Source organism: Variovorax trehalosi (assembly GCF_051216415.1).
In the GTDB taxonomy this organism is placed as follows: Bacteria; Pseudomonadota; Gammaproteobacteria; order Burkholderiales; family Burkholderiaceae_C; genus Variovorax.
Genome location: NZ_JBPJZG010000002.1, coordinates 154,774 through 178,785 on the forward strand (window position 1 = coordinate 154,774; position 24,012 = coordinate 178,785).

Sequence of the window (24,012 nt, forward strand, 5' to 3'; positions counted from 1 at the left end):
CGTGGAACTAATTGATCCGCCACAGCACGACTCGGCCAGTCTGATCCAGGAACAATTGGCAATAGAGCCAATCGCCTCTGGGACCTACGCGCTGCTGGACATGGCGTTTGCTCCGGAACTGGCGTCGCAATTGAAACAGGCGCCCAGCGAACAGCCTTGCGTCTCTCTTTATGCAAATTTGTATAGCGGCCTAGGCCTCGATGCTATCGCGCCGACGCTACTAGTGCTTCCTGCGAAGGATAGTGAACGGCTCTCGTTGCTCCAACGACTGTTGCGCCTGACCAGCGGCAAGCCGATGCTGAGCATCATTGCCTCCGACTTACCCTTCGAGATGCTCGCTCTGCATTTGCAGCAGCAGATGGAAGCAGTGACATCGGACGAAAAGGCTTGGATGTTGCGCCTGGCGGACACTCGATCATTGCACGCGCTACTCGAGGTGTTCACCCCCCTTCAGCGCGAGCGGCTTCTGGCGGGAATGAGGTGCTGGCACTACCCCGGGCGCGATGGGCGGCTCGTATCTGTGCCCGGTACGTCGTCACAGACGGCATCAAGTACCAAGCCCTACGAGTTGGACAATCACCAGCATCAACGGTTGCAACGCATGGCACTACCGGATGCCCTGCTCTTCAACATCGTGCGGCGTCCCGATCTGTTCGGCCAGTTGCACGGGCGGGTCTCCATTGCGCATGCGTGCATTGAAGACGCGTTGAAACGGTTGCCGACGACCATCGATCTTCACGACGCAAAGCTCTATGGTGCCGTGATTTCGGCGCTCTCTGAGCAACGGCTGATCCTAGATGAAGTGGTTTGACGCATGCAGAATATCCGTGCATTGAAGACGTTGCTGCTCCAACTGTTCGCCATTCTGCTGGTTGGCACCTCAATCGCAGGTTGCGATGCCAAGGAGTCCGTGCAACCAGTTGTCAAAGAAGACGAGATCGGATTGCAAGTAGAAGGGTTGAACTACTCTGGCGTTCCAATTGGTGTTTTCTACGTGAATGACCAATGGGCAGGCAATGTGGGCACATTCGCGGGTGGTCATAGTGTTGCCACCAGCATCGGACTCCCCCATGTCTGGCGCCCCGGCCTGAAAGTCACCATTAAGTGGCGTAACGATCTGCTATATGCCAAGGAGCCCGAGGGGCTCTACACCACGGTGGTGGATGTTCCCCAATACAGCGGCCTTGGTGGTGGCTCTTTTTGGGTCGCATTTTTGCCAAACGATCAGATCAAGGTTTATGCATCCCAGTACGCCCCAGGACATCCCAAGTTTCCGAATTCAGAACTTATCAACCCCCGGCAATACTGCTTGATACGTCCGGCGTGCCACGACAAGTTCTACCCAGGAGAGCGCGTCCCCGAGGCTTGGGAAACGTTGCCGATTGCATTGCAACCTTCTCCACCTCCAGCCCCTGCTGCAGTCGCACCACCGCCGAAGGACGACGAAGAAAGATTTAAGCGATGACTACAAGCAAAGTTCTGGAGTCCATAGGAGAAGATCCATTGGCCTTGACCAAAGTGCAAAAGGCGCTCTGCCTGGCACGACAGTCTTCGACCGCCAGCCTGCCATGCACCAAGGAGCTGCACTTCGGCTTCTTCTTCGATGGCACCAACAACAATCGCTTGCGTGATACGCCAAACAAGAGCCAGAGCAATGTTGCTCGGCTCTATGACGTCTTTGACGCAAATCCAGCCGAGAACGCACGTATCTACGCCGCGGGGGTGGGCACACCGTTTTTGAAAGAAGTTGGTGACAGCGGCTTGGGTGCCGCTGCCAATGCAGGATTGGGAGCCGGCTGGGGTGGTGAGGTGCGCATTAACTGGGCATTACTGCAATTGCACGACTCCCTGTATAGACACTTCTTTGGATCAAACTTCAGCGAATCCCTCGGTACAACCGATCTCGCCACGGTCAAAAAGATGTCGGCCGACATAAACATGTCGCCCGGTGCGATTCGTAATCTCGGCAAGAGTGAAGTTCAGATGCTGCGAGAGGTGGGTCTGACGTCCAAGATCGGGAACATTCTTGACACGACCGTCACTCCCGTTCGGGACAAGGAGCGTGGCGACATTTTGCGGGAGCGCCGACAACAGTTGTGGAGCAAGCTCAGCAGCTTAGTGCAGCGCAAACCCAAACTGGAGAGGCTGTGCATCTCAGTTTTTGGCTTCTCTCGAGGTGCGGCGGAAGCACGCGCATTCTGCAACTGGTTGACCGATGCGCTTGACCCTGACTTCACGCTGGCCGGACTTAAGGTGGAAGTCACGTTTCTGGGTATTTTTGATACCGTGGCCTCAGTCGGCATGGCGCAAAGCGCTTTGATCAGAGATGGGCATGACGCTTGGGGGCGCCCCAAAGACTTGGCCATTCCTGGTTACGTGCAACGCTGTGTGCATCTGGTGTCAGGGCATGAAGTGCGTGGCTCCTTTCCACTCGATCTCGCTGGAGGTAACGGCATTGAGGTGGTCTATCCCGGCGTTCATTCGGACGTAGGAGGTGGCTACCCTCCTGGCGAGCAAGGACGCGGCTGCGCAAACGGCCCATTGCTCAAGAAGGACGACAGCGCAAAACTCTCGCAAGCACCGCTATGCCAGATGTTTCGCGAGGCGGTCGCAGCAGGGGTACCGCTGAATCCCAATGCACCCGGTGTGACTCAGGAAATGCGCGACGCTTTCAAGGTAGCGCCAGCGTTACGCGAGGCGTTCAATGCCTATGTTGCGGCCGTCAAACCGCTGTTGGGTGATGGCATCAGTACGCCAGCGGCCATGCAAACCCACTATGGACTCTATGTGCGTTGGCGTCGCCTGCGCCTCGGACCAACAGGGGCGGAGGCCCTTGAGACACAAGATTTTCTCAAGCGTGCCAAGCAGTTCAACTATGGACAGGACTACACCGACTTGACGCTTGCAAACGCCGAACTGAGAGATGAGTGGAAGGCTGTCAAGAAGGATGAAGACAATCCTCTGTACGAGGACACTTTGCTGGGCAAAGTTTTGAGAAACAGCTCTGTCTCAACATACCTTACTGATTGGGTGTGGGGTGAAAAGGTGCGGCAGTGGCAGGACGTTCGACGGCACTGGAACAGCCCCGATCCACTGCCCTCGGCCGTTGTTCGATTGCTGGACGACTATGCCCATGATTCACGCGCTTGGTTCAAACCGACGGGCGAGACCAACGAGGCGACTTGGCGTGCGAAGCAAACAGAACGCATGGCGCAGCTCGAGGCCAAGGATGCAGCTAACAAGGAGGGGGAACGCAAAAATCGTGCGCTTCTTGATACCCTACGAGAAGAGGCGCGCAAAGGCCGACCTGTTTACGCACCCATGCTCTCGCCGCCGCCGCCGGCTCTGACCAAGCAGGAACTTGAAGATCTGACTGCCTATCGAAAGGACAAGACTCTTCCGACCGAGACGGGCAGCCGTGAGCCCAGTTCAATCTGGGGCTACCTACGCTGGCGTACGCTCTACCGAAACGGTGTGGCACTGACTAACAAGGAACGCTTGGACGCCTATATTTTCGCTCAGCCGCCCATGCAACCGCCGCCTATGGATTTAGAAGGGATGCGACAAATCATGAGCACCAAGAGCATTGGCGACGTATTCAGCGGTATGCGTTAAGAGTGCGGGAGCCAACTCTGCGCCGCACGGTGGCTAATACGACGCCCGTGCAAGTCATCTCGTACTGATGCGAATGCGCAGGTCCGCGATATTCGTGCTCGCATGGGCATGCGCGAGCTCAAGCCAAGCCGCCTGCAATAACCCATCAAACTGGCTCGAGTCACCGAAAGACGGTGTCAAGGTCTTGATCGGCTACGAGCAAGACCTGGGAGGGCGCTTTGCGTCACAACCTGCGAACGGACTTGATACGCCCGCGTTCGCACCATCCCTGCCGCAAGACATGCAGGCCAAGGGCGGACCAGGCACTTTGCCCAAGGATGAAGACAAAGGCGTCGTGTCGTACTACGAGCCAGATGGCAAGGATGGCTGGCGCGTTTGCCGTAAAGAGGACTGGTTCCGGCGCAGCGAAAGCACTCGTCCCGCCAGTATCGCCAGGACCGAGAAGAACCAGTCGCGCAACGCCAGCGTCGCGCCTCTTTTGAGATCGCATGTCATGGGAGCCGCGCGGGTCTATCTCTATGACCCGAGGGGAAGGATTCAGGAGACGTTCGCGGCGGCTGTTTATGAGCCGGAGAAAAGCGAGCGCGTGACTACGGATGAGCGTCAGTGCTTCCGCTTCGACGATCAGAACTTGCTGCAACTGTACGTTTCCGCCACCGCGACCAATGCTTGCCCGCCTGGCGATCCCGATCCCAGAGACATGTGGCGCAAGTTCCGCTACGGCGCATTCAAGAATGATCGTGGCCAGACCGAAAACGGCAGCCTCTGGATTCAATGGCACTACGGCAAGGAGGACGGTCGCTGGAGCGAGTCGATCGTGTTTCGCGACTCACCCAAGCCCAGCCCTGAGCGCCATGGTGGCAACGCAAGCGTCGACTCCAACAAAGGCGTCACGCAAATTCTCGGTGGCTTCAACATCGGTCTGCGAGACCGCAGCGACGGCGCCGCGCTGAAGTACACCGACGGAAGTAGCAAGCCAATCGAGTACTACTTCACCAAACCCCCGGTGCCGGTCTCGATCCTTGACGACGTCGACCAGATGTACCGCCATGACCGTCGGCGCGAGACACAGGTGCTCTCGGGCATCAAGCTGATCGAGTTCTACCCCGCTGGCGCGCATCAGCCGCGCGACCGCTTCTACATGGCGGCCGGCCGAACGCTCCGCCAGGAACAGTACGACAACACGGGCAAGCTCAAGCGTGCCATCAATCTGGGCTTCGTCGGGCTGAACAAGAAAGACGGCGGCTTCTACGATGAAGATCTGCGCGGCAAAGTCGGCCTCAAACTCAAGGACAACAAGCTGTTGTACCGGGTGTGGGACTACGACGCGGCAGGCAAGGCCAGCTTGGCAGCCATCGGATGGGACACCAGGTTCGCCTCGGCCATGCGCGAAGAGCCACTGGACCTCGCGCAGCTGGCTTTCGGGTCGCCCGACGGCACGGTGCGTTGGAAGCGTGAAGAGGATTTCTTCAGGGCCTTCGACTTCGACCCGCTGGCCAGCCGGGCGTATCCCGATTCGGTCGCCAAATAGAGAGCTGCAGCCTCGCATCAACGTGATGAAGCAAGAACACTTCAATCCACGTCCTGCGGTACTTGCGTTGCTCGGCATGCTGCTTTCGAATCAAGTCATTGCGCAACCGCCCAAGACCATTCGCACCGAGTGCCTTGGCTATCAAACCATCGATTTACCCGGCAACATCGAGTACGCCACTCTGCCGCCCAACATGTCGCCCGCGAATGGAGGAGGCTATGGATTTGGGAATGGAGTAAGCGTCTGGAAGACGTACCAGTTGGTGGAAACCGACGGCGTATTCGACTCAAGTGAAAGCTCTAGGTCCATCTATGTTTCGAGCTTGACCAGCACGTCGGATCTGCAAGCACATCTTCTTAAGCTCAACAAGGAAATTCAGCGGCAGAAGGATCTTCTGCTTGATCGGGCCAAGTGGCTTGACGAAAATCCGGTGTATGAGATTGATCCCACGGGAACTGATCGAACTGCGCTGCGAAAGCGAGCGGCGGCAATCCGCTTTCAACAGCCCTACAACAACGGTAATGCCGTCGGCTTTGTCGACGACTTTGGAAAATTTGATTTTTCCGCGTTGACCGGCGACCACGTGGTGTCCGCCAGCAGAAAACTCGAAGGCACACCGGAACAGACGATCGCAAATTTCCAGAAGCTCCATAGCTCGCGCGCACCGTTCGAGATTCCAGGCAAGCCTGGGGTGTGCTTGCCCTATGGCTTCATGACCGGCGAGAAGAAGCCTGCCTATGTTGCCGCCTCTTTCCGGCTCACCGACAGGCCCGACATTGTGGTGTACCTGAGCGATAGGGACGCTTCGAGTGAGGACAGCATAGATCCCGAAAGATTCGTCAACGAAGCGGTGCAACGAGGCTACTTTTACGGGGCCAAGCTCACAGAGCCGTTGGACGGCCGCGTGCGTCCGCTTCATTCCATCACAGTAGACGGGCGAAAGGGGCTTGGCGGCATGGCCCTCATCACTCGCAGCGTTCTCAGTGGACCGCCAATTCACAACGAAGCCAACAAGAACCAGGACTGGGGCTATCTGGCCTACATACCCGGCGACAAGAACGCACCGCCCGGTACTTCGTCCAATCTCATCTTCAAGGTCGAGCGTTTCGGTCGTTTCGCCAAAACGCCCATGACGGAAAGCGAGTTTCGCGATCTGGTCAAGACCATCGCGCAAAGCATCAAGCGCAGGCCTGGGGCGTGGCGCGCAGGTTGATGATTTGCTCCGGCACCCGAGGTTGACCTCGCTGCCGCCACACGCATCACCCTCGCGTCGCGTTCTCCTTCATCTTCGCCAACGCAATCGCCAACACCGCCCCACCCAGCGTCTTCACCAACCCCGAGTGCTGCGCATAGAACCGGCTCACCTCGTCGATCACTCCCGCATGCTGTTCTTCCGCATGCGCCGCGATCTCCGTCACCTGCGCGGGTGACAACTGCGAGGCCTGCTCCGGCGTGAGCTGCGTCTGCCCCGGCTGCAGCAACCGTCCGAGTACCCCACCCGCCAGCATCGATGCAGCAGCCGGCCCCAGCGTCGCCAATATCTGGTTGAGCACACCCGCTTGCTGCATCGGCGAAGACTGGCCGAACAGCCGCCCCACTGTGTCGCCGAATGCCGGCGTCTGGTCCGAGCGCATGGCCGCCGCGAGCCCCGCGCCGATCGCGTCGGGCGAAGCATGCTGGCTGATCTGATCCACATGCGCGCCGGTATCGCTGCCGATGGCCTCTTGGAGGATGTCGAGTAGTCCCATGTCGGAGCTCCTTCCTGAAGAAGCTGCGATCCTCGACCTGCACCCCTGAGCGGTGGCTGACTGCGTGCGCGCACCCGTCGCGCGCGGCTCACCGGCTGCAAAGCTTCTTCGCTATCCTGCCGGCTGGCCAAGACGAAGGATTCGATTTTGCAAACGCACCCCGCCATTCAAGCCGCCATGGAACGCGATTTCGGCGCCATTGCCGACCTGGTTCGCCTCCACGCTCAATACACCCCCGATCACCCCGCGCTCGCGGACGCGCAGTACGCGCTGAACTACGGCGCGCTCGACGCGCTGATGGACCGCATCGCCGCCAGCCTGCAGCGCGACGGCCTCAAGGCCGGCGACGCCATTGCGGTCTGCGCCACCTCGTCGGTGAACTACGCCGCGGTGTTCCTCGGCGCATTGCGCGCGGGTGTCGCGGTCGCGCCGCTCGCCCCCGGCTCCACGCCCGCGAGCTTGGCCCGCATGATCGAGGACGCCGACGCGCGCATCCTCTTCACCGACGCCTCGGCCGCCGACGTCGCTGGCCCCGCGAAGGAAGGCGGCATTCCGCGCATCGCGCTCGACGGCTCTTCGGCAGGACGCGATTTCGCCGCTTGGCTCGCACCGGTCGGCGCCAAACCCGCTCCCGTCGAAGTGCAGCCCTCGTGGGCCTTCAACATCATCTATTCCTCGGGCACCACCGGCGAGCCCAAGGGCATCGTGCAGGGCCACGGCATGCGCTGGTCGCATGTGCAGCGCGGCGCCAAGTACGAGTACAGCGCCGACACCGTCACGCTGCTCTCGACGCCGCTCTACTCCAACACCACGCTGGTGGTGTTCTTCCCCACCATCGCCTTCGGCGGCTGCGTGGTGCTGATGCCCAAGTTCGATGCCGGCGGCTATCTGCAGCTGGCCGAAGCGCGCCGCGTGACGCACACGATGCTGGTGCCGGTGCAGTACCAGCGGCTGATGGCGCACCCGCGCTTCGACGCGCACGACCTCTCGTCGTTCCAGTACAAGTTCAGCACCAGCGCGCCCTTCAACGCCGCGCTCAAGGCCGATGTATTGAAGCGCTGGCCCGGCGGGCTGATCGAGTTCTACGGCATGACCGAAGGCGGCGGCACCTGCATCCTCGAGGCGCACCTGCACCCGACCAAGCTGCACACGGTGGGCCAGCCGGCGCCGGGCAGCGACATCCGGCTGATCGACGAGGAAGGCAACGAACTCCCGCAGGGCAACACCGAGGTGGCCGGCGAAGTGGTGGGCCACTCGGCCGGCATGATGACCGGCTACCACCGCCAGCCCGCGAAGACGCGCGAGGCCGAATGGTTCGACGCCACGGGCAAGCGCTTCATCCGCACCGGCGACGTGGGCCGCTTCGATGCCGACGGCTTTCTCACGCTGTTCGATCGCAAGAAGGACATGATCATCAGCGGCGGCTTCAACATCTACCCGAGCGACCTGGAAGCCGTGCTGCGCAGCCATGCGGCGGTGGCCGATGTGGCGGTGGTGGGCATGCCTTCGGAGCAGTGGGGCGAGACGCCGGTGGCCTTCGTGGTGCGCCGCGACGGCGACGCCACCACCGAAGACGCGCTGCTGCAGTGGACCAACGAGCAGTTGGGCAAGACGCAGCGCCTGGCGCGCCTTCGCTTCATCGACGAGCTGCCGCGCAGTGCAATCGGCAAGGTGCTCAAGCGCGAACTTCGGGAATTGCGGTAACGGCCGGACGCGCCTCCGGCTGACGCGCGGAGGCCTGCAGAAGAGGCACGATCGCGACATCCATGAAATCCCTCCGCGGCCAGCTCGTCTTCTTCTGGGTGCTGCTGTTCAGCGTGTGCGCCGCGCTGGCCGTGGTGATGCTCACGCTGTACCGCAGCAGTGCGGGCGCGCAGGTGGAGGCGGGCCAGGCCGCCACCGAGCAATCGTGCCGCGCGATCGCGGCGCGCTACGCCAAGTCGGTGAGCGCCCCCTCGCCCCCGCAGCCGCAGGTCGACCTGCTGCAGGTGCTGCTGCAACTGGTGCTGATCGAGGCGCCGCATGTCGAAGGCGGCGTGTGGCAGGGCGCCGGCGGACTGCTGGCCTATGCCTACCCGACCTATGAAGGCAGCGGCGTCAAGCGGGACGTGCCCGCCGCCGAGCAGCCGCTGATCGTCGAACTCTCGCAACTCGCGGCGCGCACCCAGCAGCCGCAGACCGATGTGGTGCGCGGCAGCCGCGAGGCGCTGATCGTCTCGGCCTGCCCGCTCTCCGCGCCGGGCAAGGACCTCGCAGCCTGGACCATGACGCGCACCAACGCCGGTGCGCTGGCGGCGCAGGGGAGCCTGCGCACCGGGCTGGCGGTGCTGCTGCTGGTCGTGCTGGCCTCGGGGCTGTGGCTCGGCTTCATCCTGTTGCGCGGGCTGCGCCATGTGCAGCGCCTCGAAACCCGGTTGGCAGAGGCCGATGCGGGGGGCGACGCGATGCCCGAGCTGCCGCGCACCGGCGTGCGGGAGCTCGACCGCATCGTCGACGGCTTCAACCGCTACCGCCTGCGCTTCGAGGAAGCGCGCGCGAACCTGCGCACAGCCGCGCAGCAGCGCAGCCGCGACCAGCGGCTGGCGGCGCTGGGCCGCATGACGGGCGGCATCGCGCACGAGATCCGCAACCCGATCGCGACGATGCGCCTGAAGGCCGAGAACGCGCTGGCCGCCACGCCCGAGCGGCAAGGCGAGGCGCTGCGCACCATCGTCGGCCAGATCGATCGGCTCGACGGCCTGGTGCAAAGCCTGCTCGCGCTGGTGCAGCCGGTCACGCTGGCGCCGCAGGAGGTCGACCTGCACCGCTGGCTCACGGACCGCACAGCCGCCGTCGCGGCGAAAGCAGCCACCAGCGACGTGCAGGTCGCACTGCGGCACGAAGGCCCCGCGATGGCGGTGTTCGACCCAGTGCACCTGGCGCGCGCCATCGACAACCTGCTGGACAACGCCGTGCGCCATGCGCCGCGCGGCGGCCGCGTGACGCTGGCCGCGCTGCAGCCCGATGCGCGCACGCTGGCGATGCGCGTGGACGACGACGGCCCCGGCGTGCCCGAGTCGCTGCAACCGCATCTCTTCGAGCCCTTCGCCACCGGTCGGGCCGACGGCACCGGGCTCGGGCTGGCGCTCGCGCGCGAGGTGGCACTGGCGCATGGCGGCGAGCTGCACCATGTGCCGCTCGCACCGGGCACCCGCTTCGAACTGGAGATTCCATGGCGCACCTCCTGATCGTCGACGACGACGACGCCTTTCGCGACACGCTGGCCGAGACGCTGCAGGGCCTGGGCCACGACGTGATCGCCGTGGCCGGCGGCGCCGAAGCGGTGGAGACGCTGGCGCGCGAGCGTTTCGACGCCGTGTTCCTCGACCACCGCATGCCTGGCATGGACGGCCTGCAGACGCTCGCCGCCATGCAGGCGCGGCTGGTGCACCTGCCGCCGGTGATCGTGCTCACCGCCTTTGCGAGTGCGGGCAACACCATCGAGGCGATGCGCCTGGGCGCCTTCGACCATCTGGCCAAGCCGATCAGCCGCGAGGCGGTGCGCGAGGTGCTCGAGCGGGCGCTGCAGCAGCGGACGACCGCAACGACGCCGTCGCCCTCCCCGGTGGACGAAGACGACATCGGCGAACTGGTCGGCCCGGGCCACGCGATGCGCGAGGTGCACAAGCGCATCGGCCTGGCCGCCGCGAATTCGATGCCGGTGCTGGTGCTCGGCGAAACGGGCACCGGCAAGGAAATGGTGGCGCGCGCGCTGCACCGCCATTCGGCCCGCGCCGACCGGCCCTTCGTGGCCGTCAATTGCTCGGCCATTCCGAAGGAGCTGCTCGAGAGCGAACTCTTCGGCCATGTGCGCGGCGCCTTCACCGGCGCGACGGGCGAGCGCCCGGGGTGCTTTCGCGCAGCTGACGGCGGCGTGCTGCTGCTCGACGAGATCGGCGACATGGCACTGGACGTGCAGGCCAAGATCCTGCGCGCGCTGCAGGAAGGCGAAGTCACGCCGCTGGGCAGCCACAGGACGGTCAAGGTCGACGTGCGCGTGATCGCCGCCACGCACCGCGACCTGGCCGTCGCGGTGCGCGAGGGGCGCTTTCGGGAAGACCTGCTCTACAGGCTCGACGTGCTCTCGATCCGCCTGCCGCCGCTGCGCGAGCGCCTGGCCGACATCATTCCGCTGGCCGAGCATTTCCTGCGTCGCGCGGCAACGCCCGAGGCACCCAAGGCGCTGTCCGCCGACGCCGCGCAGCGGCTGTTGAGCCACCCCTGGCCCGGCAACGTGCGCGAACTGCGCAATGTGATGGAGCGTTGCCAGGCGCTGGTGCGCCACCGCGTGATCGGAGGTGCGGACTTGGCCGCCGCACTGGGCACTGAGCGCTTCAGCGAGGCCGTGGAAACGCTCCCGGCCGGCTGGCTCGACGCCGAGCTGCCCGCCGCCGTGGAGCGGCTGGAGCGGCTGCTGATCGCGAACGCGCTCGCAGAGGCCGGGGGCAATCGCGCCGAGGCCGCGCGCCGGCTGGGCATTCACCGGCAGTTGCTCTACCGCAAGCTCACGCAGTACGGGCTCGAGTAAACCGGAGTGTCCGGAAACCGGACGCCCGGTGTCCCGGGATCATCCGGCCACTGACCGGCCGGCGTGCGCAAGTCGTTGATTTCAAAGGGCTTCCCGGCTGGCACGTTGTGTGAGATGTCCTTGGGCATCCATCCACACAAGGAGCCCTCCATGACACCCCGCATCCCCTTCATCGCCGCTGCCTGCCTGCTGGCCGGGAGCACGGCCTTCGCGCAAATGCCGCCGCCACCGCCCGGCGGACCGATACCTCCTGCGCCGACGCCCTTCGCCGCCGCACCCGAGGCCGGCATTGCCACCGTCAGCGGTCGCGCACAGCAGTGGCTGATCAACCCGAACGGCGAGGCCGACGGGCTGCTGCTCTCGGACGGCACGCAGGTCGCGTTCCCGCCGCATCTCTCCGCGGCCGTGATGCAGATGCTCAAGCCGGGTGACACGGTACAGGTCAGCGGCTGGCGCGCGCCGAACGTGCCGGTGGTGCGCGCCCAGGCCATCGTCGCCAACGGCCGCAGCGTGACCGACCAGCCGCCGGCACCGGGCATGGCCCCGCCGCCACCGCGCGGATCGGGCGCGCTCAGTGCGATGACCGCCGGCGGCCGCATCGAGCGCCTGCTCTACACCGACCGTGGCGATGTCCGCGGCGTGATGCTCGAAGACAGGACCATCGTGCGCTTCCCGCCGCACATCGGCGCGGCGTATGGCGCGCAGCTGCAGCCCGGTGCGCCGTTGCATGCGCGCGGCTGGGGAACGCGCAGCGCGCAAGGCGCGGCGCTCGAAGCGACGAGCCTGGGCGAGAGCGCCGGCACCGAGCGCGAAGTGTTCGGCGGACCGGGGCTCGAGCCCGCACCGCCAGTTGGCGGCCCGCGTGGACCGCGCGGTCGGGGTCCGGTGCCGCCGGCCCCGGTGATGCCGCCGCCCGCACCGAACCCCGCCTCCTGACCCTCGCGCGAAATCCGCCATGACCCGCCCCACCGCCTCCACCACCACGCCTTCGCGACGCAGCTTGCGCGCGCTCGACGCGCTGGCCTTCCTCGCGCCCGACATCCAGGGCGGCGTCGGGCCGTTCCTGGTCGTCTTCATGGCCGGCACGCTGGCCTGGGACCCGCAGCGCATCGGCACCGTGATGTTCGTCTCGGCGCTGGTGGGGCTCGTGGTGCAGGCCCCGGCCGGCGCGCTGATCGACAGCGTGCGCCACAAGCCGCGCTGGATCGCGGGCGCGATCTCGCTGATCGCCGTGAGCCTGCTCGTCATGGCGAACTGGCCGAGCTATGGCGTGATCCTCGCCGGGCAATCGCTCATCGGCGCGGCCGGCACGCTGGTCGCGCCGGCGATCGCGGCGACCAGCCTCGGCATGGTGGGCCGCGCGGGCCTGGATGCGCGCATCGGCCGCAACGCCGCGATCACCGCGGCGGGCACGGTGCTGTGGGCCCTGGGCACGGGCTGGGTCGGCCACGCCTTCGGTTCACACGCGATGTTTTTCTATGCCGTGGTCATGGCGCTGCCGACCATTGCGGCGGCGCTTCGCATCCGGCACCGCGACATCGACCTGCAACTGGCGCGGGGCGCCGATGCCGAGCCGCCCACCGCGTCCTCGTCCGTGCCGGGTGCGCGCGCTGCGCGCTGGTACGACCACCGGCTCCTCGTGCTGCTGGCCTGCGCCTTCCTGTTCCACCTGGCCAACGCCGCCATGCTCACGCTCGTTGCGCAGAAGGTTGGCACGCGGGCCGGCACCTCGGCTGCGCTGTGGCTCTCGGCCGGCGTGATCGTCACGCAGCTGGTCACCATTCCCATCGGGCTGGCGGTTGGACGCTGGGCGCCGCGGTTGCCGCGCAAGCCGATCTTCCTCGTCGGCTTCGCGGTGCTGCCGGTGCGCGGGCTGCTCTACCTCCTCGCCGACAGCCCCTCCGCGCTGCTGGCGCTGCAACTGCTCGACGGCATCGGCGCGGGGATCTTCGGCGTGATGCTCACGCTGACGATCAGCGATCTCACGCGCGGCAGCGGCCACTTCAATTTCGCGCTCGGGCTGGGTGCGGCCTGCGTCGGGCTGGGCGCGGCGCTGAGCAACCTGGTGGGCGGCGCGATGGCGCACGCGGCTGGCTACGGCACGGCCTTTGCCGTGCTCGCGGGCATCGCGGCGGGCGCGCTGACATTGTTTGCGGTGGCCATGCCTGAAACTCGCGAAACTCGCGGCCAAGGCCCCTCGCCAGCCGGCGCGCCGGCCGCTTCCGCATTGACCTCCACCGCTTCATGACCAAAGACACCGCGCCCGCCCTGCCCGCCTCGTCGTCCGACACCTCTTCGCCCCACGAAGGCGGCGGCAACGGCCTGCTCTGGGTGCTGGTCGCCGTGGCCGTCGCGTTCGCCTTCCTGCGCCCGCGTGCGCCGATGGACTGGCTCAAGCTGGTCGACTGGCAGACCGTGGGCGCGCTGGCCGGCCTGCTCGCCATCACCCAGGGCGTGGAGAAGAGCGGCATGCTGCAGGCCGCCGCGCAGCGCCTGCTCGCGCGCACGCACAACCAGCGCAGCCTGGCGATGCTGCTGACGACGAGCGCGGCACTGCTCTCCGCGCTGGTGACCAACGACGTGAGCCTGTTCCTTCTGGTGCCGCTCACGCGCGTGCTCGCCAACCAGGCGCACCTGCCGCTCGCGCGGCTCGTGGTGCTGGAGGCGCTGGCGGTGAATGCGGGCTCCGCGCTCACACCGATCGGCAATCCGCAGAACCTCTATCTCTGGCACCGCTCGGGCGAGAGCTTCTTCGCCTTCATGGGGATGATGGGACCGACGGTGGCGGTGATGCTGTTCTGGCTCTTCGTCGCCGTGTGGCTGCTGGTGCCGCGCACGCCCATCGCGCTCAAGCCGGCGACCGAGGCCGCGCCGGTGCAGCCGCGGCTGCTGGCGCTCTCGGGCGTGCTGTTCGTGGGCTTCGTCGTCGCGCTCGACCGCCACTGGCTCGTTGCCGGCCTGGCGGTGGTGTTCTGCGCCTATCTGGTGTTCCAGCGCCGGGTGCTGCGCGACATCGACTGGGCGTTGCTCGCGATCATCGCGCTGATGTTCGTCGACCTGCGCCAGCTCGCGGAGCTGCCGGCCATCGCATCGCTGATGGGCCAGTGGCCGATTGCCGAAGGCTGGCGCGCCTACCTCGCGGCCATCGTGACCTCGCAGTTCATCAGCAACGTGCCGGCGACCATCCTGCTCGACCGCTATGTGCATGACCTGCCGGCGCTCGCGGCAGGCGTGAGCGTCGGCGGCTTCGGCTGCGTGCTGGGCTCGCTCGCCAACCTGATCGCGCTGCGCCTGGCCAAGGTGCCGCACGGCCTGCGCGAATTCCACCGCATCAGCATTCCCTTTCTGCTCGTGTGCGCAGCATCCGCGGTGCTGCTGCGGCTCGGCTGATTTTCCCCTCGCTCCCCCACACTCCGACAAAGGAACTCCCATGCCGCATTCCCACGACACCCTCGACATCTGGTCCGTCGAAGGCCGATTCCAGCATCTCGTCTACAGCCCCAAGGGTGGCATCGAGGGCGTGCTCATCGACACCGACGGCATCGCCACGCAGTTCGTGTTCGATCGCCACGAACACCCGGCCGCCACCGCCTTCGCCGGTCTGCGCCCGGGCCAGGCACTGGTGATCGAGGGCGCCGAACAGGGCCCGTCGCCCAAGGGTGATGCGGCGCACAGCGTCTACCAGTTCGAGCGGCTCGTTTCGGTCGACGGCCAGGCGCCGCAGGATGCACCGCCCCGCAAGGACATCGCCGGCACCGTGGTGCGCCTGAACTACGCACGGCACGGCGAAGCGAACGGCGTCGTGCTGGACACCGGTGATTTCATCCACACGAAGCCGGACGGCTTCGCGCGCCTGGGGCTGAAGGTCGGCGACACGGTGCGCGCCGAGGGCCGCGCGCAGCCGCTCGCGACGGGTGGTGGGCAGGTGGTCGAAGCGGTCCGGGTCAACGGCCGGCACGTCAAGGAGACCGAAGGAGCCTGAGACACGGCTTGCGGCACCGCGAGGGCTGCGCGGACAATCCGCAGCAGCCCTCCATGCACGCGACACACGAACTCTCCCTGCGCAACTACGGCCCCTCGCACGGCAGCCATGCGCACGACCATTTCCAGGTGCTGATCGGCCTCGATGGCGTGCTGGATATCGAGGTCGAAGGCCGGGGCGCGGGCATCGGTGCCGGCCAGGCGCAGGTAGTCGCACCGGGCGACCGACATGACTTCGAGGCGCGCGGGCACGGCAGCGTGTGCCTCGTGCTCGACACCACGCATCCGCCGTGGGCCCGCTGCGCCGAGCGCGCACCGGCCGATGTGCCGCAGCTGCATGCGCTCGCACGCTATCTCGCGCAGTGCATGAAGCAGCCGCAGCAGTCCATGCTCGCGCTGCAGCACGGCCCCGCGCTGTTGCTGGAAGCCTGGAGCTCCGTGCCTTCGCCTCTGCCGGACACGCACCGCCGCCGCGGCATCGACTGGCAGGCGCTCACGGCCTGGGCCCGGGCACGCTGGCACGAACCCCTGACCGTTTCCGACCTCGCCGGGGTCACCTGCCTGAGCCCCAGCCAGTTCGCACAGCGCTGCCGCGAAGAGCAGGGCGTGAGCGTGATGCACTGGCTGCGCGGTCTGCGTCTGGCGCATGCGCGCGAACTGCGGCTGGACGGCATGGGTGTCGCGGAAACGGCGCGGCGCACGGGCTACCGCTCGCCGTCGGCGCTCACGGCCGCGATGCGGCGCCGGGGCATCTGACGACAAGACCGTCGCCACGCGACGAGCGACCGGCGTTGCGCGACGACCGCATCGCGTAGCCTCGCCGGTCATGTCTTCCACCGTCTACGCCCTGCTCGCCATCGCGCTCTGGACCAGCCTTGCCTCACTCGGCACGGCGCTGTCGCACCTGCCGCCGTTCCTGCTCACAGGGCTCGCACTCATGATCGGCAGCGTGCCGAGCTGGCCGCTCGTGCTGCGCGACCGCCGCGCCTGGAAGGTGCCGCCGCGCACGCTGGCTCTCGGCATCTATGGCCTGTTCGGCTACCACTTCCTGCTGTTCATCGCGCTGCGGCATGCGCCGCCGGTCGAAGCCAATCTCGTCAACTACCTGTGGCCGCTGCTCATGGTGGTGCTGGCGCCGGTGCTGCTGCCGGGGGTGTCGCTGCAGCCGCTCCACGTGGTGGCGGCGTTGCTCGGATTCGCGGGGGCGGCGATGGCGATCCTCGGTGCGCGCGGCGGCGCGGCCCCGGCTTCGGGCGCAGCCGCCGGCTACTGGGGTTTCCTCCCTGCGCTGGGCTCGGCCTTCATCTGGGCGAGCTACTCGCTGTGGACGAAGCGGGTGCCAGCGTTTCCGACCTCGGCGATCGGGCTGTTCGGGCTGGTCTCGGGCGCGCTGTCGCTGATCTGTCACGCACTGCTGGAGCCCTCGGCGGCGCTGTCGACCCGCGACTGGCTGCTGGTCGCGCTCTGCGGCCTCGGCCCGCTCGGTGCGGCCTTCTTCGTCTGGGACATGGCGCTCAAGCGCGGCGACGCGCGGCAGATCGGCATCCTGAGCTACATCACGCCGCTGGCTTCCACGTCGCTTTTGCTGGCCGTGACCGGCCGCCCGCTCACCTGGAGCATCGCGCTTGCCGCGGCGCTGATCATCGCGGCGGCCGTCATGGGCACGCGCGCCCGTTGAACGAATGAGCGAATCACGCCCGTGTCCGACGGATCGGCGCGCTTTTTCTGGCTAGAGTGGAGGCTCAGGAAAAAAAGGAGCCGAACCCATGGACGACAAGAACAAGAACGACAACTTCGAAATCACGCCCAAGCTGGTGTTCGACCTGAACCTGGCGCTGTACCTGGACCTGGTGGCCGCGCTCGAAGGCGCCGGCGCCATCACCTACCGGCAGATGGCCGCCCGGGTGCTCAACATCAGCATGGACGCCCGCGCCGACGGGGAGGCCGGCCTCTCGACGGCGCTGGAAGGCATCGCCAAGGGCTTCGCGGGCCATGGCGACGGCTTGTCGATCGAACTGCTGAAGGCCGCGCGCGGCCTGCGCGAGGACGACGCGATGGGGGATATCCCCATGCGCCCCGCCGACTGAGCCTGGCTACTTACTTGTAGTCGAGCGTGAAGGTCGCCGTGCCGTTGGCACGGCCCGGCGTCACCTTGTCGCCGGTCTGGAAATAGCGCGCGGTGTAGGGCAGCACATAGGAGCCGTCCATCGACGGCCCCACCAATGCCTCTTCACCGAATTTCACCGGCACGGTCTTGTCGTCCACCACCTGGATGCCCACGCCGGTGGCGGTGGTCGAACCGGCTTGCGTGATCTTCAGCACGCCCTGTTCGTTCGACGGGTCCTGCGTCGCATCCATGCGCAGGTAGACCGTGTTCTGCGCGTTCTGCCCGGCCTTGCAGTTGAGCTTGATGTTGAACTTGCGGTCGCCCGTGGTGGTGCCCCTGCCCTTGAAGTTGCTCTGCGGCACCTTGCCGAATTCCACCAGGATGTTGCGCGAGCCCAGGTCCACCGAGCACGAGGGCGTGATGATGGTGATGCCCTCGCCCAGCAGATTTGTCGTGAGCACCGACTTGTTGTCCGCCACGCTGTAGTACCGGGTGTAGGTGCCCTGCGCGAGCGGGCCATTGCCCGTGACGGGCGCGATCTTGAACAGCTCGACCTGAAAACGCGACGCTGCATTGAAGTCGCCGAAATCGCTGGTGGTCGAGCGGTCGTGCGGGTAGTAGCTGACCTCGGTGTCGCTGAAGTAGCGCGACAGGCGGATGCCCACGCCGGGCACCGCGGTGGTGAACACGTGGTCATAGCCCGGCACCGCGGTGCCCTGCAGCATCACGCCCTTCACGTTGCCCCCGCCCACGCAGGTCCATGGCTTGTTGGTTGTGCCGGAGAGGGGCAGCGGGAAGAGTTGGCTCTTGAACATCGTGCCCACCGCCGCATCGTTCGGAATGAGGACGCGGCCCATCGCCATGTTGACGGTCTTCTCGACATAGCCCGGCGTGACGGTGCACGCCGCCCACGCGCCCTGTGCGCCGAGCAACAGCGCGAGGGCCGATACGGCGAAGCGCACGGAACGGCGGAATGGATGGCTGCGGTTCATTCCGCTCCCTTCGGTTGCACATCGACCGGTGCAGCAGCGGCGCATTGGCCGTTCAGCTCGCGGATCGGCGGCGGGTTCTTTTCATCGGGCAGGCTGTAGGGCACGACGCATTGGTCGGCCTTGTCCTGGCCCCAGCGCACGGTCAACTGGCCGCTGCTGCCCGCGCCGGTCACGAAGGCCTGGCCGTCGGGGCCGACGATGCCGACCTCCTGGCCCGCCTCGTTCTCGATCTTCGAGCCGAGCGGCAGCATGCGGCCCTTGCGGTCGGTGAGCACCATCAGCAGGCGGAAGCCCACCGAGGTCTCGAACTTCGCGACCACCACGGCACCGCGCGTGGGCACCACCTCGGTGGCGGCGTTCTTCACTTCCACCGTGTCGCCGAGATCGCCGGTGCGGATGGCCAGGCGGTTCAGGCGATAAGGCGTGAGGTTGGGAATGATCGCGTTGCCGGCCCAGTCGGTCGCCACGCCAGGCTGCGACTCGAAGCCCACGCCGGAGGCCTTGGGCGCCTGCACCAGCGCGACGGTCTCGCCCAACGGCTGCGACATCGTGACGCCGCCGCCGTGGATCAGCACGCCGCCCGACACGCCGAAGGTGCTCTGGCCATAGCCGCTGCCCTGCGAGTGGCCGACATCGAAGCGGCCCACGGACGACAGGTAGCTCGCGCTCGCGCTGCCGCTGCTGCCACCGCCCTGGTTCGCGGCGCCGGCGGTCACGTTGTAGGTCAGGCGGCTGTCGTCGAAGGCCGAGCCGTAGACGCTGGCCTGCTGGTTGACGCGGCCGGTGCTGTCGCGCGTGACGGCGTACTGCGCGCTGGCGCGCGTGTCGCCGAGCGGGATGCTCAGCGTGAACATCACCTGGCGCACGGCCGGCCGGTTCAGGCTGGTGGTGTAGTTGTAGAAGACGCTGTAGCCGAACTGCTTGTAGTTGCCCGAGTAGCCCAGCTGCACCAGCCGGTCCTTCGCACTGGTGCCCCAATAGCTTTGCTGGCGCGCCGACGCGAACACCGTACCCAGGTCGCCGACCTGCTGCGAGACCTCGAAACGCACTTCGTTGCGACGGCTGTTGAACGACTCGAAGGGCCGCAGGTCCTGCATCTGCACCGCCTCCTGGAAGGTGCGATAGCCGCTGGTCGAGTACCGATAACCCGCCACGCGGAAGTTGGTGCCCGAGGTGAGGAATGCCTTCGAGTAGAGGAATCGCACCGACTGGCCGTCATAGGTCTTCACACCGTTGATCGGTGTGCGGTCGGTGGTGCGCGCGCTCGAGAGATCGACCGACACGGCGCCGAAATCGCGCAGGTTCTTGCCCACGCCTGCGAGCAGCGACTGGTACATGTTCGCCATCAGCAAGCCGCCGTAGACCGAGAACTCGTTACCCAGCCCGCGCGCCAGCGTCGCCTGCATGAAGACCGGCTGCGAGAGTGACGACCGAATGCCCAGCACGCTGCTGCCGTCGAAGCCGTTGCGGTATTTGCCGACAGTGGCCGAATAGCGCCAGGTGCCTTCGCGCAGCAGCGTGGGCACGGCCGAGAAGGCCTGCGTGTACTTGGTTTGCCGGCCATCGGCTTCGGCGACGGTCACCTCGAGGTCGCCGCTCGATGAGGTGGGATACAGATCGTCGATCACGAACGGGCCCGGCGCCACGAAGGTGCTGTAGATGACGTAGCCGTTCTGGCGCACGGTGACGCGTGCGTTGGTCTGCGCCACGCCGCGGACGGTGGGCGCGTAGCCCTGCTGGCTGTCGGGCAGCATCGCGTCGTCGGAAGAGAGCTGCACACCGCGGAACGGCAGGCTGTCGAAGAAGTTGCCCGGCGTGTTGCCGTCGCCGATCAGGAGGCGTCCGTTGATCGAGGCGATGTCACGCTGCATGTAGGTGTTGATGCCCTGCCAGCGGCTCTTGCCGTCGATGCCGCGGTTGTAGGTCGAGAAATGGCGAAAGCGCCAGTCGCCGTAATTGAAGCCGGCGCGCAGGCCTGCGAACAGGGTGTTGCGCTGCAAGGTCCTGTCGCGCTCGGCGAAGGGGTTCCCGTCGAACACGTTCTGCGGCGGCGCGAAGGGGTTGGTGTCGTTGCGGTAATTGCTGCCGCTGTAGCGCGCGAAGTTGAGCTGGTAGTCCAGCATGCCGGCGGTGATGCCCTGGTCCCATTTCTCGGGCCCGACCGCGCCGCGCGCCGAGCGCTTGAGCGCCGCCTGCGGAATGCTCACGAACAGGCGCTGCTTGCCGGCGTCGTAGGTCACGGCCGCATCGGGAATGACCTTGGTCAGCTCGATACAGGCCTCGTCCGCGGCCGCAACGAGTTCAGGGAACACCGCCACGTTGACGCCCCACGCGTCGAGCATGCCGCGCGTGAGACAGGGCTCCGCATCGCTCTTTCCTTCTTTGGCGGCGAAGCGGATCTCGGTCTGTCCCGCGCCGCGCTCGTTGAGCGACACGTCGACCATGTACTTGCCCGCGAGCACGCGGTTGCCGAAGGAAAAGAGCGAGAGGTCCGCGTGCGGCTGGTCGCCACCGATGCCGAGGAATTCCTCGTTGAAGCTGGAGCCGGCCAACTGCTGTGGCTTCTCCTGCGCATGACCGGGCGCGCCGAGCGTGCCCAGCAGGGCGGCGCACAGGGTCAACCGGAACGGTGCGCAAAGAGCAGGTGAACGGCGCATGGCGATTCGTCTCTTGCGTCTCAGCGCTTGGCGCCGTCGGCGGAAGGCACAGGCGGCGGGACCAGCTCGGCCTTCACGGCCACGGGCTCCGCGCCAGCCGGCACTTGCACGCGCTCTTCAGGCGTCTCGCCGCCGTAGTCGTTGAGCGTGGTGTAGTTGACCTGGATCGCCTGCGGCGCCTTCACCGTGGTCAGCGGATAGCTCATCTCGCCGAACGGCGGCACCATGTCGGCGTTGATCAGCTGCTGGCCGCTGTTGATGTTCAGCGCGGTGAAGGTCACGTGATAAGGCGTCGGGTTGCCGACCTTGAGCACCGCGCCCTGCCCTTCGGCACCCGCGCTCACCGCCCACTTGAGCTGGCCGCGCGATTCCTCGGACTTGCCCACAAGCTTCGAGGGCCGGTAGAACAGCTTGATGCGGCTGCGCACCGCGATCTGGAGCACGTTCTCTTCCTTCGACTTCTCGGGAATCTCCTTGACGTTGAGCCAGAAGACCGATTCGCGGTCGGGGGGCAGATCGCCCTGCACACGCATGATGCGCAGGATGTTTTCCATGCCCGGGTCGAGCCGCGACAGCGGCGGCGTGACGAGCAGCGGGGTCTTGTTCTTGCCTTCGCCGGCGTCGATCCAGGACTGGACCACGTAGGGCGAGGTGCCGGTGTTCTTCACCGGAATGGAGGCTTCGCGGTCCCTCTCACCGAGGATCACGCGGGTGCCGCCGAGCATCACGCCCGCGCCGGCCAGCCCCTGGAGGCCCAGCATCAGCAGGATGGCGAAAGCCCAGCGGAAGCGATGGTTGCTGCACATAAAAAAGAATCCTTGGGCGCGGGTCAGACGCATGGAACACGCGCGCCCCAGCACGGCGGTGCGCATAGGGGCACCGTCGGAAAAAGGCGAAAAAGAAGGAAATGCCGGCGCCGATGGACGCGGAAGTCAGGCGGCGGCGCAGGCATGGGCGGCATCGCCGGCCGGCCCGGAGCGGCTATGCGCTCCGGCTGGCCGCGGCAATGCCGCGGACGCTACTTACTTGTAGGCAACCGTGAACTGCGCGACCGAGTTGGCCGGGCCGACCGTGACGGCCGTCTTCGTTGCCACGTAGGCTGCCTGGAACTTCAGCGAGTTGTCGCCCAGGCCCAGGGTGTATTCGCCGGACGGCGAGCCGAGCGGGATCTTGGTGGCAGCGGAGTCACCGAGTTCGATCGCCACGCCCGAAGCCGCGCCCACGCCGACCTGGCCGGCATTGGCCACGCGCAGGTTGGTGGCGTCGTCGAGGTCGGCGGTGCCCGAGAAGGTCACGGTCGCGCCCTTGGCGGTGGCGCCGCAGCCCAGCAGGTCGATGTTGAACTTGGCGGGGGTGGCCTTCTTGCCGACCAGCGCGGTGCCGGCGGTCGGGCCGTCGAACGCGGTGCGCGAGACCTTGCCGAGTGGCACGGTCAGGTTCTGGCTGTTGGGCGAGATCGAGCAAGGTGCGTCGACGATTTCGCCGGTGAAATTGATCGTGCCGTCGGCGGCGAAGGCGCCTTGCGACAGGACGCCGGCCACGGCCAGCGATGCGAACTTGACGAGTACAGACTTTTGCATTTTGTGTTCCCTGAGGAGATGAAATAACCGAATTGCAACCTGCCTTATGCAGGGCAGGCCGCAGTCTAGTTACCCGATGACGCAAAATGGACTGTTGTTATCGTCAGTTCACCGTAGTTAACAGTTCTATTCAATTGTCCGTGACATAGGCACGAACGTTAACAAGTCGATACTAGTCTGCGGCAATTTGCAGAACCAGTTTGCCAAAGTTCTCACCACTGAACAGTTTGTTGAGCGCTTCCGGGAAGGTATCGATGCCCGAAACCACGTCTTCCTTGCTCTTCATGCGGCCATCTTTCAGGTATCCGGCAAGTTCCGCGATGGCGATGTGATACCGGTCGGCGTAGTCGAACACCACGATGCCTTCCATCCGCGCGCGGTTCACCAGGAGGCTCAGGTAGTTCTTCGGGCCGGCGCCCGGCATGCTGTTGGCGTTGTTGTACTGGCTGATCGCGCCGCAGATGATCACGCGGGCCTTGCGCGCGAGCCGGGCCAGCACCGCGTCGAGGATCTCGCCGCCGACGTTGTCGAAGTAGATGTCCACGCCCTTCGGGCAATGCGTCTTGAGGCCTTCGCGCACCGCGCCGGCGCCGGCCTTGTAGTCGATGCAGGCGTCGAAGCCCAGCTCCTTGACCACCCAGTCGCACTTGGCAGCACCGCCGGCGATACCGATCACGCGGCAGCCCTTGACCTTGGCAAGCTGCCCCACCGTCTGGCCGACGGCACCCGCCGCGCCGGAGATGACGACCGTTTCGCCCGCCTTGGGCTGACCGACGTCCATCAGGCCGAAATAGCCGGTCATGCCAGGCATGCCCAGCACGTTGAGCCATTGCGTGATCGTACCGACGCGCAGGTCGATCTTGACCAGGCCGTTGCGCTTGACCTGGTCTTCGGGGATCAGGATGTATTCCTGCACGCCCAGCGTGCCGTAGACGGTGTCGCCCACCGCGAACTGCGGGTTCTTCGAGGCGATGACCCGGCCGACGCCGCCGGCGCGCATCACCTCGTCGATGGCCACGGGCGCGATGTAGCTCTTGGCGTCGTTGAGCCAGCCGCGCATGGCGGGGTCGAGTGACAGCGACAGCGTCTTGACCAGCACCCCACCCTCGGCCGGCTCGCCGACGGGCTCGGTGGTGAACTTCCAGTTCTCGCGGGTGGCCGTGCCTTCGGGGCGTTTGGCGAGGCGGACCTGGTGGTTGGTGAGTGAGCTGCTCATGGTGTCTCCTTGATTGAC

Annotated in this window: 21 protein-coding genes; 15 read left to right on the plus strand and 6 right to left on the minus strand. The window is 65.9% G+C overall.

All coding sequences use genetic code 11. The annotated features are described in order from the left end of the window. Window position 1: 1 nt before the first annotated feature. From ACSFA7_RS08630 to ACSFA7_RS08650, 5 genes are all read left to right on the plus strand, one after another. On the plus strand, window positions 2–811 hold the full coding sequence (locus ACSFA7_RS08630; RefSeq protein ID WP_435499010.1) for a DUF4123 domain-containing protein: 810 nt from the start codon (window positions 2–4) through the stop codon (window positions 809–811). A 3-nt stretch (window positions 812–814) separates the two neighbouring features. Then, window positions 815–1,465 carry a DUF3304 domain-containing protein gene (locus ACSFA7_RS08635; RefSeq protein WP_435499011.1) on the plus strand — a complete coding sequence of 217 codons (651 nt, stop codon included), beginning with the start codon at window positions 815–817 and terminating at the stop codon, window positions 1,463–1,465. After that, window positions 1,462–3,615 carry a T6SS phospholipase effector Tle1-like catalytic domain-containing protein gene (locus ACSFA7_RS08640; protein ID WP_435499012.1) on the plus strand — a complete coding sequence of 718 codons (2,154 nt, stop codon included), beginning with the start codon at window positions 1,462–1,464 and terminating at the stop codon, window positions 3,613–3,615. The genes ACSFA7_RS08635 and ACSFA7_RS08640 overlap by 4 nt, the downstream gene beginning before the upstream one ends. Window positions 3,616–3,799: 184 nt before the next feature. Continuing rightward, window positions 3,800–5,146, plus strand: coding sequence for a hypothetical protein (locus ACSFA7_RS08645; protein ID WP_435499013.1), 1,347 nt, complete (start codon window positions 3,800–3,802; stop codon window positions 5,144–5,146). A 25-nt stretch (window positions 5,147–5,171) separates the two neighbouring features. Beyond that, the gene (locus tag ACSFA7_RS08650; RefSeq protein WP_435499014.1) at window positions 5,172–6,359 is read left to right on the plus strand and encodes a hypothetical protein; all 1,188 of its coding nucleotides are present in this window, start codon (window positions 5,172–5,174) and stop codon (window positions 6,357–6,359) included. Window positions 6,360–6,405: 46 nt separating this feature from the next. Here the strand turns inward: ACSFA7_RS08650 and ACSFA7_RS08655 are convergent, their stop codons facing one another. Continuing rightward, on the minus strand, window positions 6,406–6,894 hold the full coding sequence (locus ACSFA7_RS08655) for a hypothetical protein (protein ID WP_435499015.1): 489 nt from the start codon (window positions 6,892–6,894) through the stop codon (window positions 6,406–6,408). 177 nt (window positions 6,895–7,071) lie between these two features. Here ACSFA7_RS08655 and ACSFA7_RS08660 point away from each other — a divergent pair, with 177 nt between their 5' ends. The 10 genes from ACSFA7_RS08660 (at window position 7,072) to ACSFA7_RS08705 (ending at window position 17,529) form a co-directional block, all read left to right on the plus strand. Next, entirely contained in the window at window positions 7,072–8,598 is a 1,527-nt protein-coding gene (locus ACSFA7_RS08660) for a class I adenylate-forming enzyme family protein (RefSeq protein WP_435499016.1), read from the plus strand. 62 nt (window positions 8,599–8,660) lie between these two features. Further along, window positions 8,661–10,121, plus strand: coding sequence for a sensor histidine kinase (locus tag ACSFA7_RS08665; protein WP_435499017.1), 1,461 nt, complete (start codon window positions 8,661–8,663; stop codon window positions 10,119–10,121). Then, window positions 10,106–11,461: a sigma-54-dependent transcriptional regulator gene (locus tag ACSFA7_RS08670; RefSeq protein ID WP_435499018.1), complete on the plus strand. Its 1,356-nt coding sequence runs from the start codon at window positions 10,106–10,108 to the stop codon at window positions 11,459–11,461. The genes ACSFA7_RS08665 and ACSFA7_RS08670 overlap by 16 nt, the downstream gene beginning before the upstream one ends. Window positions 11,462–11,611: 150 nt before the next feature. Then, complete coding sequence (locus ACSFA7_RS08675) at window positions 11,612–12,397, plus strand: hypothetical protein (RefSeq protein ID WP_435499019.1); 786 nt, start codon at window positions 11,612–11,614, stop codon at window positions 12,395–12,397. Between the two features lie 19 nt (window positions 12,398–12,416). Continuing rightward, window positions 12,417–13,709 carry an MFS transporter gene (locus ACSFA7_RS08680; RefSeq protein WP_435499020.1) on the plus strand — a complete coding sequence of 431 codons (1,293 nt, stop codon included), beginning with the start codon at window positions 12,417–12,419 and terminating at the stop codon, window positions 13,707–13,709. Further along, a complete protein-coding gene (locus ACSFA7_RS08685; RefSeq protein WP_435499021.1) occupies window positions 13,706–14,851 on the plus strand; it encodes an SLC13 family permease in 1,146 nt (381 codons plus the stop codon). The genes ACSFA7_RS08680 and ACSFA7_RS08685 overlap by 4 nt, the downstream gene beginning before the upstream one ends. Window positions 14,852–14,891: 40 nt before the next feature. Further along, on the plus strand, window positions 14,892–15,443 hold the full coding sequence (locus ACSFA7_RS08690) for a hypothetical protein (protein WP_435499022.1): 552 nt from the start codon (window positions 14,892–14,894) through the stop codon (window positions 15,441–15,443). Between the two features lie 53 nt (window positions 15,444–15,496). Then, the gene (locus ACSFA7_RS08695; RefSeq protein WP_435499023.1) at window positions 15,497–16,198 is read left to right on the plus strand and encodes a helix-turn-helix domain-containing protein; all 702 of its coding nucleotides are present in this window, start codon (window positions 15,497–15,499) and stop codon (window positions 16,196–16,198) included. Window positions 16,199–16,268: 70 nt separating this feature from the next. Further along, window positions 16,269–17,120, plus strand: coding sequence for a DMT family transporter (locus ACSFA7_RS08700; RefSeq protein WP_435499024.1), 852 nt, complete (start codon window positions 16,269–16,271; stop codon window positions 17,118–17,120). Between the two features lie 88 nt (window positions 17,121–17,208). Beyond that, window positions 17,209–17,529, plus strand: coding sequence for a hypothetical protein (locus ACSFA7_RS08705; protein ID WP_206175949.1), 321 nt, complete (start codon window positions 17,209–17,211; stop codon window positions 17,527–17,529). Window positions 17,530–17,539: 10 nt separating this feature from the next. On the opposite strand, the gene ACSFA7_RS08710 is transcribed toward ACSFA7_RS08705, so the two are convergent. The 5 genes from ACSFA7_RS08710 to ACSFA7_RS08730 all read right to left on the minus strand — a co-directional run bounded on the left by ACSFA7_RS08710 (window position 17,540) and on the right by ACSFA7_RS08730 (window position 23,994). After that, complete coding sequence (locus tag ACSFA7_RS08710) at window positions 17,540–18,541, minus strand: fimbrial protein (RefSeq protein ID WP_435499025.1); 1,002 nt, start codon at window positions 18,539–18,541, stop codon at window positions 17,540–17,542. Next, window positions 18,538–21,198, minus strand: coding sequence for a fimbria/pilus outer membrane usher protein (locus ACSFA7_RS08715; RefSeq protein WP_435499026.1), 2,661 nt, complete (start codon window positions 21,196–21,198; stop codon window positions 18,538–18,540). Before ACSFA7_RS08715 ends, ACSFA7_RS08710 begins: the two co-directional genes overlap by 4 nt. Window positions 21,199–21,218: 20 nt before the next feature. Next, window positions 21,219–22,004, minus strand: a complete 786-nt coding sequence (locus ACSFA7_RS08720) for a fimbrial biogenesis chaperone (RefSeq protein WP_435499027.1) — start codon at window positions 22,002–22,004, stop codon at window positions 21,219–21,221. A 216-nt stretch (window positions 22,005–22,220) separates the two neighbouring features. Continuing rightward, window positions 22,221–22,778, minus strand: coding sequence for a fimbrial protein (locus ACSFA7_RS08725; RefSeq protein ID WP_435499028.1), 558 nt, complete (start codon window positions 22,776–22,778; stop codon window positions 22,221–22,223). 172 nt (window positions 22,779–22,950) lie between these two features. Further along, the gene (locus ACSFA7_RS08730) at window positions 22,951–23,994 is read right to left on the minus strand and encodes an NADP-dependent oxidoreductase (RefSeq protein WP_435499029.1); all 1,044 of its coding nucleotides are present in this window, start codon (window positions 23,992–23,994) and stop codon (window positions 22,951–22,953) included. Between the last annotated feature and the right edge of the window lie 18 nt (window positions 23,995–24,012).

Bases quoted from the DNA above. Each gene is read 5' to 3' on its own strand.
- ACSFA7_RS08635 (WP_435499011.1), top strand. From the start codon at position 815: ATGCAGAATATCCGTGCATTGAAGACGTTGCTGCTCCAACTGTTCGCC.
- ACSFA7_RS08640 (WP_435499012.1), top strand. From the start codon at position 1,462: ATGACTACAAGCAAAGTTCTGGAGTCCATAGGAGAAGATCCATTGGCC.
- ACSFA7_RS08650 (WP_435499014.1), top strand. From the start codon at position 5,172: ATGAAGCAAGAACACTTCAATCCACGTCCTGCGGTACTTGCGTTGCTC.
- ACSFA7_RS08655 (WP_435499015.1), bottom strand. From the start codon at position 6,894: ATGGGACTACTCGACATCCTCCAAGAGGCCATCGGCAGCGATACCGGC.
- ACSFA7_RS08660 (WP_435499016.1), top strand. From the start codon at position 7,072: ATGGAACGCGATTTCGGCGCCATTGCCGACCTGGTTCGCCTCCACGCT.
- ACSFA7_RS08665 (WP_435499017.1), top strand. From the start codon at position 8,661: ATGAAATCCCTCCGCGGCCAGCTCGTCTTCTTCTGGGTGCTGCTGTTC.
- ACSFA7_RS08670 (WP_435499018.1), top strand. From the start codon at position 10,106: ATGGCGCACCTCCTGATCGTCGACGACGACGACGCCTTTCGCGACACG.
- ACSFA7_RS08675 (WP_435499019.1), top strand. From the start codon at position 11,612: ATGACACCCCGCATCCCCTTCATCGCCGCTGCCTGCCTGCTGGCCGGG.
- ACSFA7_RS08680 (WP_435499020.1), top strand. From the start codon at position 12,417: ATGACCCGCCCCACCGCCTCCACCACCACGCCTTCGCGACGCAGCTTG.
- ACSFA7_RS08685 (WP_435499021.1), top strand. From the start codon at position 13,706: ATGACCAAAGACACCGCGCCCGCCCTGCCCGCCTCGTCGTCCGACACC.
- ACSFA7_RS08690 (WP_435499022.1), top strand. From the start codon at position 14,892: ATGCCGCATTCCCACGACACCCTCGACATCTGGTCCGTCGAAGGCCGA.
- ACSFA7_RS08695 (WP_435499023.1), top strand. From the start codon at position 15,497: ATGCACGCGACACACGAACTCTCCCTGCGCAACTACGGCCCCTCGCAC.
- ACSFA7_RS08700 (WP_435499024.1), top strand. From the start codon at position 16,269: ATGTCTTCCACCGTCTACGCCCTGCTCGCCATCGCGCTCTGGACCAGC.
- ACSFA7_RS08705 (WP_206175949.1), top strand. From the start codon at position 17,209: ATGGACGACAAGAACAAGAACGACAACTTCGAAATCACGCCCAAGCTG.
- ACSFA7_RS08710 (WP_435499025.1), bottom strand. From the start codon at position 18,541: ATGAACCGCAGCCATCCATTCCGCCGTTCCGTGCGCTTCGCCGTATCG.
- ACSFA7_RS08715 (WP_435499026.1), bottom strand. From the start codon at position 21,198: ATGCGCCGTTCACCTGCTCTTTGCGCACCGTTCCGGTTGACCCTGTGC.
- ACSFA7_RS08720 (WP_435499027.1), bottom strand. From the start codon at position 22,004: ATGTGCAGCAACCATCGCTTCCGCTGGGCTTTCGCCATCCTGCTGATG.
- ACSFA7_RS08725 (WP_435499028.1), bottom strand. From the start codon at position 22,778: ATGCAAAAGTCTGTACTCGTCAAGTTCGCATCGCTGGCCGTGGCCGGC.
- ACSFA7_RS08730 (WP_435499029.1), bottom strand. From the start codon at position 23,994: ATGAGCAGCTCACTCACCAACCACCAGGTCCGCCTCGCCAAACGCCCC.